Origin of the sequence: Streptomyces gottesmaniae, from assembly GCF_031845845.1 — a bacterium.
GTDB lineage: Bacteria > Actinomycetota > Actinomycetes > Streptomycetales > Streptomycetaceae > Streptomyces > Streptomyces akebiae.
Genome location: NZ_JAVRFJ010000010.1, coordinates 62,545 through 75,646, shown reverse-complemented (window position 1 = coordinate 75,646; position 13,102 = coordinate 62,545). Strand labels below are relative to the sequence as shown.

The 13,102-nt window shown below is 70.2% G+C and carries 14 protein-coding genes; 11 read left to right on the top strand and 3 right to left on the bottom strand.

Features of this window, described 5'->3' with window-relative positions; genetic code table 11:
* Positions 1 to 197 precede the first annotated feature (197 nt).
* The 6 genes from RM704_RS13625 to RM704_RS13600 are packed head-to-tail and all read left to right on the top strand — an operon-like array spanning position 198 to position 5,017.
* Positions 198 to 1,181 carry an aldo/keto reductase gene (locus RM704_RS13625; protein ID WP_033531136.1) on the top strand — a complete coding sequence of 328 codons (984 nt, stop codon included), beginning with the start codon at positions 198 to 200 and terminating at the stop codon, positions 1,179 to 1,181.
* Positions 1,182 to 1,223: 42 nt separating this feature from the next.
* Entirely contained in the window at positions 1,224 to 1,559 is a 336-nt protein-coding gene (locus tag RM704_RS13620; protein WP_033531037.1) for a carboxymuconolactone decarboxylase family protein, read from the top strand.
* Positions 1,560 to 1,599: 40 nt separating this feature from the next.
* Positions 1,600 to 2,013, top strand: a complete 414-nt coding sequence (locus RM704_RS13615; protein WP_033531038.1) for a (R)-mandelonitrile lyase — start codon at positions 1,600 to 1,602, stop codon at positions 2,011 to 2,013.
* 34 nt (positions 2,014 to 2,047) lie between these two features.
* A complete protein-coding gene (locus tag RM704_RS13610) occupies positions 2,048 to 3,016 on the top strand; it encodes an aldo/keto reductase (RefSeq protein ID WP_033531039.1) in 969 nt (322 codons plus the stop codon).
* A 49-nt stretch (positions 3,017 to 3,065) separates the two neighbouring features.
* On the top strand, positions 3,066 to 4,100 hold the full coding sequence (locus RM704_RS13605; RefSeq protein ID WP_033531040.1) for a zinc-binding dehydrogenase: 1,035 nt from the start codon (positions 3,066 to 3,068) through the stop codon (positions 4,098 to 4,100).
* Between the two features lie 23 nt (positions 4,101 to 4,123).
* Entirely contained in the window at positions 4,124 to 5,017 is an 894-nt protein-coding gene (locus RM704_RS13600; protein WP_033531041.1) for an aldo/keto reductase, read from the top strand.
* A gap of 11 nt (positions 5,018 to 5,028) precedes the next feature.
* Here RM704_RS13600 and RM704_RS13595 read toward each other — a convergent pair whose 3' ends face one another.
* Positions 5,029 to 5,913: a helix-turn-helix transcriptional regulator gene (locus RM704_RS13595; RefSeq protein ID WP_033531042.1), complete on the bottom strand. Its 885-nt coding sequence runs from the start codon at positions 5,911 to 5,913 to the stop codon at positions 5,029 to 5,031.
* A gap of 186 nt (positions 5,914 to 6,099) precedes the next feature.
* On the opposite strand from RM704_RS13595, the gene RM704_RS13590 reads away from it, so the two are divergent.
* The 5 genes from RM704_RS13590 (at position 6,100) to RM704_RS13570 (ending at position 11,441) form a co-directional block, all read left to right on the top strand.
* Positions 6,100 to 7,500: an MFS transporter gene (locus RM704_RS13590; protein WP_033531043.1), complete on the top strand. Its 1,401-nt coding sequence runs from the start codon at positions 6,100 to 6,102 to the stop codon at positions 7,498 to 7,500.
* A gap of 34 nt (positions 7,501 to 7,534) precedes the next feature.
* Positions 7,535 to 7,933, top strand: coding sequence for a DUF2255 family protein (locus RM704_RS13585; protein WP_033531044.1), 399 nt, complete (start codon positions 7,535 to 7,537; stop codon positions 7,931 to 7,933).
* Between the two features lie 83 nt (positions 7,934 to 8,016).
* Complete coding sequence (locus RM704_RS13580) at positions 8,017 to 9,063, top strand: NAD(P)-dependent alcohol dehydrogenase (protein ID WP_033531045.1); 1,047 nt, start codon at positions 8,017 to 8,019, stop codon at positions 9,061 to 9,063.
* 97 nt (positions 9,064 to 9,160) lie between these two features.
* Entirely contained in the window at positions 9,161 to 9,826 is a 666-nt protein-coding gene (locus RM704_RS13575) for an SDR family NAD(P)-dependent oxidoreductase (RefSeq protein ID WP_033531046.1), read from the top strand.
* A 28-nt stretch (positions 9,827 to 9,854) separates the two neighbouring features.
* A complete protein-coding gene (locus tag RM704_RS13570) occupies positions 9,855 to 11,441 on the top strand; it encodes a Na+/H+ antiporter (protein ID WP_033531047.1) in 1,587 nt (528 codons plus the stop codon).
* A gap of 9 nt (positions 11,442 to 11,450) precedes the next feature.
* On the opposite strand, the gene RM704_RS13565 is transcribed toward RM704_RS13570, so the two are convergent.
* Both RM704_RS13565 and RM704_RS13560 read right to left on the bottom strand, forming a co-directional pair.
* Positions 11,451 to 11,900 (bottom strand): hypothetical protein, encoded by a 450-nt coding sequence (locus RM704_RS13565; RefSeq protein ID WP_311590575.1) that lies wholly within the window; start codon positions 11,898 to 11,900, stop codon positions 11,451 to 11,453.
* 29 nt (positions 11,901 to 11,929) lie between these two features.
* Positions 11,930 to 12,847, bottom strand: a complete 918-nt coding sequence (locus RM704_RS13560) for an FAD:protein FMN transferase (protein WP_202808158.1) — start codon at positions 12,845 to 12,847, stop codon at positions 11,930 to 11,932.
* Positions 12,848 to 13,102: the final 255 nt, after the last annotated feature.

Genomic DNA, 13,102 nt, shown 5'->3' with positions numbered 1-13,102 from the left:
CAGTCTGCTGGCCCCATGGCCGCTATGGCATATGCGTGGGGGGCCCTGTCACACCCCGGAACGCCACTCCCCGGCACAGCGCGGCCTGCCACCGGGCGCCCGTGACCGTCACTCTGGAGGAAGTTGAAGATCCATTTCCTGTGATCTCCCGTACCGGCGAGACCGACCCGGCGGGCACCCGCCACACGGAGCACACCATGAAGCACACCAAGCTGGGCAGCCTGGACGTCTCCCGGATCGGCATGGGAGCCATGCCGATCAACGCCCTCTACACGGGCGCCAACGCGGACAACGAGGAAGGCATCCGCGCCATCCACCGAGCCCTCGACCTGGGCGTCACCCTCATCGACACGGCCGAGGCGTACGGCCCGTTCCTCAACGAGGAGCTGGTGGGCAAGGCTCTGAAGGACCGCCGTGACCAGGTCGTTCTGGCGACGAAGTTCGGTTTCGTCTCGCACACGGGGCGTGACGCCGGTCTCGACAGCAGCCCGGAGAACGTGAAGCTCGCGGTGGAGGGCTCCCTCAAGCGACTGGGCACCGACTACGTCGACCTGCTCTACCAGCACCGCGTCGACCCCACCGTGCCGATCGAGGAGACCGTCGGTGCCATGGCCGAACTGGTCACCGAGGGCAAGGTCCGTGCGCTCGGCCTGTCCGAGGCCGGCCCCGGCACCATCCGCCGCGCCCACGCCACCCACCCCCTCGCCGCCGTGCAGACCGAGTACTCCCTGTGGTTCCGCGAGCCGGAGCAGGAGATCTTCCCCGTCACGCGCGAGCTGGGCATCGGCTTCGTGCCGTGGGCCCCGCTCGGCCACGGCTTCCTCGCAGGCGGCTTCCGTACGACCGACTGGTTCGACCCCGAGATCGACCTGCGCGCGACGATGCCCCGCTTCAACGACCCCGAGCTCTTCCGGCAGAACCTGCGCGTCGCCGATGAGGTCAAGGCGATCGCTGACGAGGTCGGCGTCACGCCGGGGCAGCTGTGCCTGGCGTGGCTGATCGCCCAGGGCGACGACATCGTCCCGATCCCCGGCACCCGGCGTGTGGCCCACGTCGAGGAGAACACCGCGGCCCACGGTATCGAGCTGCCCGCTGCCGTGCTGAGCAGGCTCGACCGGCTCACCCCGGCCGTCGGTGACCGCCTCGGCAAGGACCACATGGACATGATCGACCACAACTGACCCGGGCCCGCCGAGAGCACGGTCATCAAAGGAGCACCACCCATGGCGGAGGAACCGACTCCCGCCCAGAAACTGATCGGCGACTTCGCGCCGAAGCTCGTCGAACTGACCGACGACGTCCTGTTCGCGGACGTCTGGGAGCGCCCCGGCCTCTCCCCTCGCGACCGCAGCCTGGTCACCGTCGCCGCGCTCGCGGCGCTCTACCGCACGGAACAGCTCGACGCCCATCTGCTTCGCGCACTCGACAACGGGCTGACCAAGGACGAACTGGTCGAGGCCATCAACCACCTCGCCTTCTACGCCGGCTGGCCCACCGCCATGAGCGCGATCACCCAGCTCAAGGAGATCGTCGAGACGCGGACCCCCGGCACCGACTGACGGAATGACCGACTGACGGACGGCAGCAAGGAACAGCACCGTGGAGATCCTCAAGCGACAGCCCACCAGCAAGGCCCCGGCCGACTGGTTCACCGGCGACGTGTGGTGGGACGTCGTCTACGCCGGCCAGGAGCCCTCCCGGGCCCGGCTCAACCTGGTCCGGTTCGCGCCCTGCGCCCGTACCGACTGGCACTCCCACACCCTCGGCCAGACCCTGCACATTGTCTCCGGCATCGCCCTGATCGGTGCCCGCGACGGCACCGTCATCGAGGCCCGCCCCGGCGACACCGTCTACACCCCGCCCGGCGAGGAGCACTGGCACGGCGCCGCACCGGACACCTTCATGGAACACCTCGCGCTGTGGGAGGGCCGCGGCGACGGCACACCGGAGACGACCTGGCTGGAGAAGGTCAGCGACGCCGAATACACCCAGCCGCGCAGCAGCACCCGCTGAACTCCCCACTGATCTCCCCAGGAGGAAAGGACACATGCGCACCACCACGCTCGGCAGCAAGGGACCCGAGGTCGGTGTCGTCGGCCTGGGCTGCATGGGCATGTCGTACGGCTACGACATGAGCAGCGGACGGGACGAGGACGCGTCCGTCGCGGTGATCCACCAGGCCCTCGATCTCGGGGTGACGTTCCTCGACACGGCCGACGTGTACGGGCCGTACACCAACGAGGAGCTGGTCGGCCGCGCCCTGGTCGGCGGCCGTCGTGAGCGGGCGGTGCTGGCCACCAAGGTCGGCATGGTCCACCAGGGCACGGCGGGTTCCCCGCGTTCGACGCCGAACGGCGACCCCGACCACATCCGCCGTTCCATCGACGACAGCCTGCGCCGCCTGGGCACCGACCACGTCGACCTGTACTACCTGCACCGCGTCGACCCCGAGGTGCCGATCGAGGAGAGCGTCGGCGCGCTGGCGCAGGCGGTGGAGGCGGGCAAGGCCCGCGCGATCGGCCTGTCCGAGGTGAGTGTCGAGCAGATCAGGCGGGCCCAGTCCGTCCACCCGGTCACGGCGGTGCAGTCCGAGCTGTCGCTGTGGACGCGGGACTGGATGGAGGAGGTGCTGCCGTACTGCAAGGAACAGGACATCGCCTTCGTGCCGTACTCACCCCTCGGCAAAGGCTTCCTCACCGGCCGGTTCACCTCGTACGACGACCTGCCCAAGGACGACTTCCGCCGTGACCTGGCCCGCTTCCAGCAGGACGCCCTCGATCAGAACCTCGCCATCGCCGACACGGTCAAGCAGATCGCCGGGCGCCTCGGTGCGACTCCGGCGCAGGTCGCGCTGGCCTGGGTGATCGCCCAGGGCGAGTACGTCATCCCCATCCCCGGCACCAAGACCCCGAAGTACCTGCTCGACAACGCCGGCGCGGCGGACGTCGAGCTGACCGCGGCCGACCTCGCCGAGCTGGACGCCCTGCCCGTGCCGACGGGCGGCCGCTACTTCTGACCCCATCCACCTGATACGCCGTCAACTCGCCATCGAAAGAGGAAAGATCATGCGAGCAGCAGTGATGTACGGCGCCGGTGACGTCCGCGTGGAGAACGTCCCCGACCCCAAGATCCAGAACCCGACCGACGCCGTGGTCCGCGTCGTCCGCTCCTGCGTCTGCGGCAGCGACCTGTGGCCGTACGCCCAGATGGAACCCTCCGAGGAGGGCACGCGGATGGGCCACGAGTTCCTCGGCGTGGTCGAGGACATCGGCTCGGAGGTGTCCGGCCTCAAGCGCGGTGATCTGGTGGTCGCCCCCTTCGTCTGGTCGGACAACACCTGTGACTTCTGCCGCGAGGGCCTGCCGACCTCCTGCCGCAACGGCGGCTTCTACGCCATGAACGGCGTGGACGGCGGTCAGGGCGAAGCCATGCGCGTCCCGCAGGCCGACGGCACGCTGGTCAAGCTGCCCGTCGGCGAGGACTCCGCGCTCCTGCCCTCCCTGCTCACCCTGTCCGACGTGTACTGCACCGGCCACCACGGTGTGGTCACCTCCCGGGTCGGCCCCGGCAAGTCCGTCACCGTGATCGGTGACGGCGCGGTCGGACTGTGCGCGGTGCTGGCCGCCAAGCGGCTCGGGGCCGAGCAAATCATCCTCATGGGCCGCCACAAGGACCGCACCGACCTCGGCCGGGACTTCGGCGCCACCGATGTCGTCCCCGAGCGCGGCGAAGAAGGCGTCGAGCGCGTGAGGGAGCTGACCGGCGGCGACGGCACCCACGCGGTCGTCGAGGCTGTCGGCACGGAACAAACCATGGCCAACGCGCTCGGCATCGTCCGCCACGGCGGCGTCGTCAGCCGCCTCGGCGTCGCCCAGTACACCTCCATCCCGCTGGGCTTCGACGCCATGATGGGCAACATCACCGTCACCGGCGGCGCCGCCCCCGCCCGCGCCTACATCGAGGAACTGCTGCCCGACATCCTCGACGGCTCGGTCGAGCCGGGCCGGGTCTTCAACCACACCGTCAGCATCGATGGCATCCCCGACGGCTACCGCGCGATGGCCGACCGGACAGCGCTGAAGGTCCTCGTCCAGCCGTGAACCACCCGCACCGAAGGAACATCATGACCACACCCGCACCCCTGCTGAAGCTCAACAACGGCGTCGAGATGCCCGCCCTCGGCCTCGGCGTCTACCAGAGCCCGCCGGAGCAGACCGTCCCGGCCGTCGAGGCCGCCCTCAAGGACGGCTACCGCCTGATCGACACCGCAGCCGCCTACGGCAACGAGAAGGAGGTCGGCGAGGGCATCCGCCGCTCCGGCGTCGACCGCGACGACGTCTTCGTCACCACCAAGCTGTGGCTGGACGACTACGGCTACGACTCCGCCCTGCGCGCCTTCGACACCAGCCTCGCCAACCTCGGCCTGGAGTACCTGGACCTGTACCTTCTGCACCAGCCGGTCCCGCTGGAGCCGGAGCCGTGGGTGGTCGCGTACAAGGCCGCCGAGAAGCTGCTGGCCGACGGACGGGTGCGAGCGATCGGCGTCTCCAACCACACACCCGGGCTGCTGCGCACGCTCATGGACAGCACCGAGGTGGTGCCCGCCGTCAACCAGGTCGAGCTGCACCCGTACTTCATCCAGCGCGAACTGCGCGAGGTGCACGAGAAGCTGGGCATCACCACCCAGGCGTGGTCGCCGATCGGCGGCATCACCCGCTACTGGCAACACGCCCCGAACGGCGGCCGAAGCGCCCTGGAGGAGCCGGTCGTCACCGATCTCGCCGCCAAGTACGGCAAGACGGCGGCCCAGGTGGTGCTGCGCTGGCACATCGAGCACGGCCTGTGTGCGATCCCGAAGTCGGTCAAGGCCCACCGCATCGCGGAGAACTTCGACGTCTTCGACTTCTCCCTCACCCCGGAAGAGGTCACCGCGATCGACGCCCTCGACACCGGACTGCGCAGCGGCCCCGACCCGGAGAACATCCGGCTCGACACCTTCGGCCGCCGCACTCGCTGAACACGGGCCCGCTACGAGGACGTCGGCGACTTCTCGGCCACGGCCATGTCGAGCAGGACCAGCCTGTCGTGGTCAGGGGTGCCCGGTTCGGCGAAGTAGGCGATGAACCGCTGGCCGGGCGTTCCCTCGAGCTGCATCGACTGGTAGCCGGGCGTGATGTCACCGACTTCGGGGTGGTGGAAGGTCTTGCTGCCGTGGGTGTGCCAGCGCACGTCGTAGCGCTCCCACAGATCGGTGAACTCCTCGCTCTTGGAGTGCAGTTCACCGACCAGCTTGGCCAGGTCCGGCGCGTCCGGCTCGACGCCGGCCAGGGCACGCAGGCGGCCCACACAGGCGCGGATCTGCTCGTCCCAGTCACTGAAGAGTGTCTGCGCCTGCGGATGGAGGAAGACGTAGCGCACCACATTCCGCTGGCTCTCGGGCCAGTCGCCCATGCCCGCGAACAGCCGCAGCCCGCTCGGGTTGCAGGCGATGATGTCCATCGTCCGGCTGACCACGTACGCCGGGCAGGGCCGCAGGTTGTCCAGGAGCAAGTGCACACCGGAGCGTACGGACCGGCCCGCCTCGCCCGGGGGCTCCGCCACGGTGCTGCGCGCGGCGCAGGCGACGAGGTCGCGCAGGTGCTCGTGCTCGGCCTTGTCCAGTCGCAGGGCACGGGCGAGGGCGTCGACGACGGAAGGGCTGGGGTTGGTCTCCTTGCCGCGTTCCAGGCGCGAGTAGTAGTCGATGCTGACTCCCGCCAGGGTGGCCAGCTCCTCGCGGCGCAGGCCGGGGGTGCGGCGCAGGCCGGGCCCGATCGGCACCCCCGCTTCCTCCGGGGTCACCCGGGTGCGGTGGGCGCGCAGGAAGCGTCCCAGTTCACTGCCGTCGCTGCCGCCCTGCTGCTCACGTGCCATGCGCCCAGTGTGGCAGGCCACCTGTTGCAAGTCTGTGCCCAGGACGAGCAGAACGTGGGGGGCCCTGTCACACCCCGGAACACCGCTCCCCGGCACAACACGGCCTGCCGCCGCTCGCGCGGGCCGAGCAGGCTGGACCCCGCCAGGGAAAACCATCTGTCCACCTCGCTCACAGGAGAGACATCCGTGTCCAGTCCCGTCGCGTCCACCCGGTCATCGGCCAGCACCGAGAACAGCCGTGCAGACGGTACCGGTGCCCGCTGGGCGCTGGCGGCCGCGCTGCTCGGCTTCTTCGTGATGACGCTCGACGCCCTGATCGTCAACGTCGCGCTGCCCGAGATCGGCCGAGACTTCGACAGCGGCATCACCGGGCTGCAGTGGGTGGTCGACGGCTACACGCTGATGTTCGCCGCACTGCTCCTGTCGGCGGGGTCCGTGACCGACCGGATCGGTGCGCGACAGGCGTTCGGGGCGGGGCTCGTGGTGTTCACCGCCGCCTCGGCGGCCTGCGGCTTCGCACCGAACCTGGGTGTGCTGGTCGTGGCCCGGCTGGTGCAGGGTGCGGGCGCCGCGGTGATCGTGCCGGCCTCGCTGGCGCTGATCCGCGAGGCGTTCCCCGACTCCGCGCAGCGGGCGCGGGCGATCTCGGTGTGGGCGATGGGCGGCTCGGTGGGTGCCGCGGCGGGCCCGGTACTGGGCGGCGTGCTCAGTGAGATCAGCTGGCGGATGATCTTCTTCGTCAACCTGCCGGTGGGCGTGCTGGCCCTGTTTCTGCTGGCCCACACTCTCCGCTCTCCGCGCCGCGCGGACACCCCGTTCGACTGGACCGGCCAGCTCACCGCGGTGGCGGCCATGGGCGGTCTGACGTACGCCGCGATCGAGGCCGGCGCGGTCGGGCTGACCGCTCCCCGGGTCCTGGTGGCATTGCTGGTCGCCGTGGTCGCGGGCGCGGCCTTCCTCATGGCGCAGGCCCGTGGCCGGAACCCGATGGTGCCGCTGCCGCTGCTCCGCGAGCGCACGATGGCGATCTCAGCGTCGATCGGCTTCGCTCTCAACGTCGGCTTCTACGGCATGATCTTCCTGCTCAGCCTGTACCTCCAGCAGGAGCACGGCCTGTCGCCGCTGGCCACCGGGCTGGCCTTCCTGCCGATGACCCTGCTGACCGCCTTCGTCAGCCCCACGGCCGCCTGGTGCGCCCGGAAGTTCGGCCCGCGCATGCCCATCATCACCGGGCAGCTCGCCATGACGGCGGGCCTCGTACTGCTCTGTGTCCCGCAGGCGTCGGCGCCCACCTGGCTGATGGTGCTGCTGATGATCCCGGTCGGCACGGGCGGCGGCCTCGCCGTACCGGCCGTGACCTCACTTCTCCTCGACCGCGTCCCGGCCGAGCGCGCCGGCACCGCCAGCGGCGTCCTGAACACCGCCCGCCAGATCGGCGGCGCCCTGGCCGTGGCCGTGTTCGGCGCCCTGGTGGCCCAGCACGCGACCTTCTTCCACGGCCTGCGCACCAGCCTGCTGACCGCCGCCGGCCTGGTCCTCCTCACCACCGCGGCCAGCCTGCTGCTCAGGCCCGCCCCGCAGCGGTGACCACCCGCTGAACATCACGCAAGGAGCACCACCCATGACCACCACCACGACCTGGACGGACGACGAACTCGACCGCATCGAGCACGCCGAGGAACTGGACATCGCGTCCCTGCGCTCCAGCGGCACGCTGAGCAGTTGGCGCACCATCTGGGTGGTCCGCGTCGACGACGAGATCTACGTCCGGTCCGTCTACGGGCCCGGCTCCGACTGGTACCGCGGCACTCGTGGCCGCCACGAGGGTTGCATCGCGGCCGGGGGTGTCACCAAGGACGTCGCCCTCCTCGACCTCGCCGACGAGACCGACGCAGACGAGATCAACGAAGCCGTCGACGCCGCCTACCGCCGCAAGTACGGGCACTACGCCCCGTCCATCATCCAGGCCATCACCAGCGACACGGCGAGCTCCACGACCATGCGGCTCGACCCCCGCTGAATCAACGGCCTCCCGCAGACTCCGGCGACCGGCTCCGGCCGCGCCGCCGGTCATCAAGAAAACCCAACCCCCACAGGAGAACTGTGCTTACCGCAAACGCGTACGCCGCCACGTCCGCGACCGAACCGCTCTCCCCGATGATGATCGAGCGGCGCGAGGTCGGCCCGCGTGACGTCCTTATCGACATCAAGTACTGCGGCATCTGCCACTCCGACATCCACCACGCCCGCAGTGAGTGGGGCGAGCAGGTCTACCCGGTCGTGCCCGGCCACGAGATCGCCGGTGTGGTCGCCGAGATCGGCTCCGAGGTCACCAAGTACGCCGTCGGCGACAAGGTCGGCGTCGGCTGCCTGGTCGACTCCTGCCGCGAGTGTGACTACTGCCAGGCTGGGCGCGAGCAGTTCTGCGTCAAGGATGGCGGCACCCTCACCTTCGGCGACACCGACAAGTACGGCCAGTTCACGCAGGGCGGCTACTCCACGCGCATGACGGTGGACCAGGACTTCGTCCTGAAGCTGCCCGACAGCGTGGACCTGGCCAACGCGGCCCCGCTGCTGTGCGCCGGCATCACCACCTACTCGCCGCTCAAGCGCTTCGGCGCCGGTCCCGGCAAGAAGGTCGCCGTCATCGGCTTCGGCGGGCTCGGCCATATGGCCGTCAAGTTCGCCAACGCCCTGGGCGCCGAGGTCACCGTGCTCTCGCAGTCGCTCAAGAAGCAGGATGACGGCAAGAAGCTCGGCGCCGACCACTACTACGCCACGAGCGACCCGGAGACCTTCGAGAAGCTGGCCGGCACGTTCGACCTCATCATCAACACGGTCAGCGCCAAGCTGGACCTGGACGCCTTCCTCGGTCTGCTGGCCGTCGACGGTGCTCTGGTCAACGTCGGCGCACCGGCCGAGCCGCTGTCGGTCAACGTCTTCTCCCTGCTGATGAAGGGCCGCACCTTCGCCGGCTCCCTCATCGGCGGGCTGCCGGAGACCCAGGAGATGCTCGACTTCGCCGGCGAGCACGGCATCGGCGCCGAGGTCGAGGTCATCGGCGCCGAACAGATCAACGAGGCGTACGACCGCGTCCTCGCCTCGGATGTGCGGTACCGCTTCGTCATCGACACCACGACGCTGGGCTGACCCACGGCCAGCAGCTGAAAGCACCCCGTACGGGGGCTGTTCCCCCGACGCCCCGTACGGGGCCCCTCCCGGACACGGACAGGGACACGGACACTCCATGACCACCATCGCCATCGTCGGAGCCGGACCCGGCCTCGGCGCCGCCGTCGCCCGCCGCTTCGGCCGCGAGGGCCACGAGGTCGCGCTCGTCGCCCGCGACCAGGCCCGGCTCGACGCCCTCGCCGCCGACATGGCCGACGAAGGCGTCACGGCGCGCGGCTTCTCCGCCGACGTGCACGACACCAAGTCCCTCCAGGCCGCGCTGGACGCGGCGCACACCACGCTCGGACCGATCGAGATCCTGCAGTACAGCCCCGTTCCCCGGGCCGACTTCATGCGCCCGGTGCTTCGGACCACAGCGGCGGACCTCACCGGGCCCGTCGAGTTCTCCGTCTACGGGCCGGTCACCGCCGTACAGCAGGTGCTGCCCGACATGTGCGCCCTCGGCCGCGGCACGATCCTGTTCGTCAACGGCGGCACAGCGGCGATCCCGCACCCCGGCCGGGCGGGCACGTCCATCGCGTTCGCCGCCGAGAGCGCCTACGGCCATCTGTTGCACGACACGCTCGCCGCCGAGGGCATCCATGTCGGCCAGCTGATCATTCCCGGTGCGGTCATCCCCGGGCACCACCGGAAGGACCCGGCCGTGCTGGCGGACACGCTGTGGTCCCTGCACGTCGACCGCCACGGCTTCCGTCGCTACGCCGACGACCTCGATTCCTGAACATCCCTGAACCGACGGGAGAGACACCGTGCTTGGCCTCGAACTCATCGTGGTCCTGGGCCTTGCCCTCCTGCTCGGGGAAGGCATCGGCCACCGACTGCGCATCGCACCGCCCGTGCTGCTGCTCGTCATCGGCGCGCTGCTGGGCTTCGTCCCGGCACTGCGTGAGGTCCACATGCCGCCTGAGGCCGTGCTGCTGCTGTTCCTGCCGGCGCTGCTGTACTGGGAGAGCCTGACGACCTCGCTCCGCCAGATCCGCAGCGACCTGCGCGGCATCGTCCTGATGGGCACCACCCTGGTGATCGTCACTGCGGGTGCCGTCGCTGTCGTAGCCCATGCGCTGGGGTTGGACTGGGGCCCGGCCTGGGTGCTGGGCGCCGCGGTCGCCCCTACTGACGCCACCGCCGTCGGTGTCCTCGCCAAGTCCCTGCCTCGCCGCAACGTCACCCTGCTGCGTGCCGAGAGCCTGATCAACGACGGCACCGCGCTCGTGGTCTACGGCCTCGCGGTGGGCATCACGGTCGGCGAGGAACATCTGACGTTCCCCCACGTCACGTGGCTGTTCCTGGTCTCCTACATCGGCGGTGCCGCCGCTGGCGCGCTCACGGCCTGGCTCGGCATCCAGGTGCGCCGCCGCTTCCACGATCCGCTGATGGGCAACGTGGCGGTCGTCATCACACCGTTCACGGCGTTCCTCCTGGCCGAGCTGATCCATGCCTCGGGGGTCCTCGCCGTCGTCGTGGCCGGGCTGATCATGAGTCAGGCGTCCCCCCGGCTGGTCGGGGCTGCGACGCGTCGCCAGGGCGAGGAGTTCTGGACTCTGTCGACCTTCGTCCTCAACGGCGCCCTGTTCGTCCTGGTCGGTCTTGAGGCGCAGTCAGCCGTGCGCGGTCTGCACGGGAACGACCTCACCCATGCGCTGATCGCGGTCGGCGCCGTCTCGGCCGTACTCGTGGGAGCACGGTTCGCCTTCCTGTTCACGGCGGTCCATCTGATCCGCCTGGTCGACCGCCGCCCGCAGCAGCGGCTGCGCCGGATGAACTATCGCGCCCGTGTGGTCAGTTCCCTGTCCGGTTTCCGTGGTGCCGTGTCCCTGGCGGTGGCACTGTCGGTGCCGACCGCGCTGGACTCGGGCGCGCCGTTCCCGGACCGCGACACGATCGTCTTCGTCACCTCGGGCGTCATCGTTACCACGCTGGTGGTGCAGGGCCTGCTGCTTCCCGTGGTGGTCCGCTGGGCCCGCCTGCCCCGCGACACCTCGGTCGACGAGGAGCTGTACCTCGCGGAGACCTCCGCTACGGAGGAGGCCCTCAAGTCGCTTCCCCAGGTGGCCGAGGAACTCGGCACCGACGCGGCCGTCACGGAGCGCATGCGCCACGAGTACGAGACCCACCTGCAGGTTCTGCGAGCGAGCGGCGGAGAGGCCGACGACGAGGAGGCGCTGCGCCACGACCGGCACTACACCGCGCTGCGCCTCGAACTCCTCGCCCACAAACGCGCCACCGTCCTGCGGCTGCGCGACGAGCACGAGATCGACGACACCGTGCTGCGCCAGGTCCAGCGGCGCCTCGACATCGAGGAGGTACGCCTGTCCCGGCAGCAGTCGGCCGAGTGACCCTCCCGGTCACCGTGCCGCCTGGGCCCTGATCTGGTCGAGGGCGTCGTTGAACCCGTCCGGCGTGCCGCTGGAGCCCGCCAGCCGGGAGACGCGCACCTCGTCGATGTTCCGGCCGATGACGACGTCCGGGACGGCCTCGGCGAAACGTTCCTGGTAGTCGAGCGAGGTGGGGATCGTGGCGTTCGGGGTCACCTCGGCATCGGCGATGACATCGTCGTCGAGGGTGACCGTCACGTCGATGCTGGAGGGCAGGCCCCCGTACCACCCCGTCGCACGGTACGTGCCGTCGGCGTAGCCGGAGTTCCGGGCGGACACCGACGGGGACGAGGAGGCCGTGGCCCGCCGCGTGCCCGCCCCGCCCTGCTCCTCGTCCGCGGCGGAGCAGCCGGCGACGGCCGCGGAGACGGAGGCTCCGAGCAGCGTCGCGGTCGCGATCTTCCTGTGCAGGGCTGACATGGCTCGTCGTGCTCCTTTGATTGCGCTGGTCATGCTGTCTGCTGCTGCGCCCGGCGGCCCGTGAACACTTCACCGGGGAAGTCCCGCGACACCTCGACATGCCCGTCGGCGTGCATCCGCACGTACGCGAAGGGGAAGTCGTGGGCGAGCGTGGGTCCTTCGGTGAAGAACAGCGCGGTCGCCAGTCCGTCGGCGACCGCGGCCTCGTCGGCGACGGCCCACGTGGCGACGACGCCCCTGACCGGCCGACCCGTGCGGGCATCGACCACGTGATGCAGCCCTTCGCCCCAGGCGCGCCGGTTGACCGCCGACGCGCACAGCGCCCGGCCCTTCAGATCCGCCACTCCGATGACGAGCCGCGGATCGAATGGGTGCTCAAGACCGACCCGGATGGTCGGCCCGCCCTCGTGCCGTAGATCGCCGCCGCCGTCCACGACGAACCGCTCAATGCCGGCGCCTCGCAGGACGTCCGCGACCAGATCGACGAGGTAGCCCTTCCCGGCCGCGCCGACGTCGATCACGAGCGGACGCCGGGTGACGACGAGCGCGCCGTCCCGGACGACATCGGCGACCCAGGTCACCCGGCCCCGGGCGCTCTCCTGGGCCCGGATCGCCGCTGGAGCGGGCGTGAGCGAGTAAGCGGGGTCGTATCCGAGCAGCTCCAGATCGCGGCCCACGAGGGGATCGACGGCGCCCGAAGTGGCCGCGGCAAGACGGTCGTACAGGTCGAACAGGGCCAGGGAATCGTCCGGGAACTCGAACCGGCCGCCGTGCGGTGCGGCGGCGATCCGGGAGACCAGTGAGTCCGGCCGGAATCGGGAGTACGTGGCGTCGAACCGGCGTATCCGCTCCAGGACGTCCGCGCGCACGCCCTCGGCAAGGGGCTCGTCCGTCTCGATGCTCCACCGGGTGCCGATGGCGTCGAAGGCGACGCGATGCACAGCCACTGTCCGTACCTCTCACCCGTCGAAGGCCGGGCTCGGGCCTTTGGCGTCCACGGTGCCGTGCGCGACCGGTGCGAGGGAGACCGTGTGATGCCGGGGAACGCCGTTCCAGGGTGTGACAGGGCCTGCCTCACGCCGCTCATCTGCGCTATCCATCAGACTGTGCTCGCGACGGGCATGGGAGAAAGGGCACGGCCAGTGAGGAACACAGGCACTGCGGAGCACGCTCCACAGGCCGGGGCGCGCCCCGTACTGGTC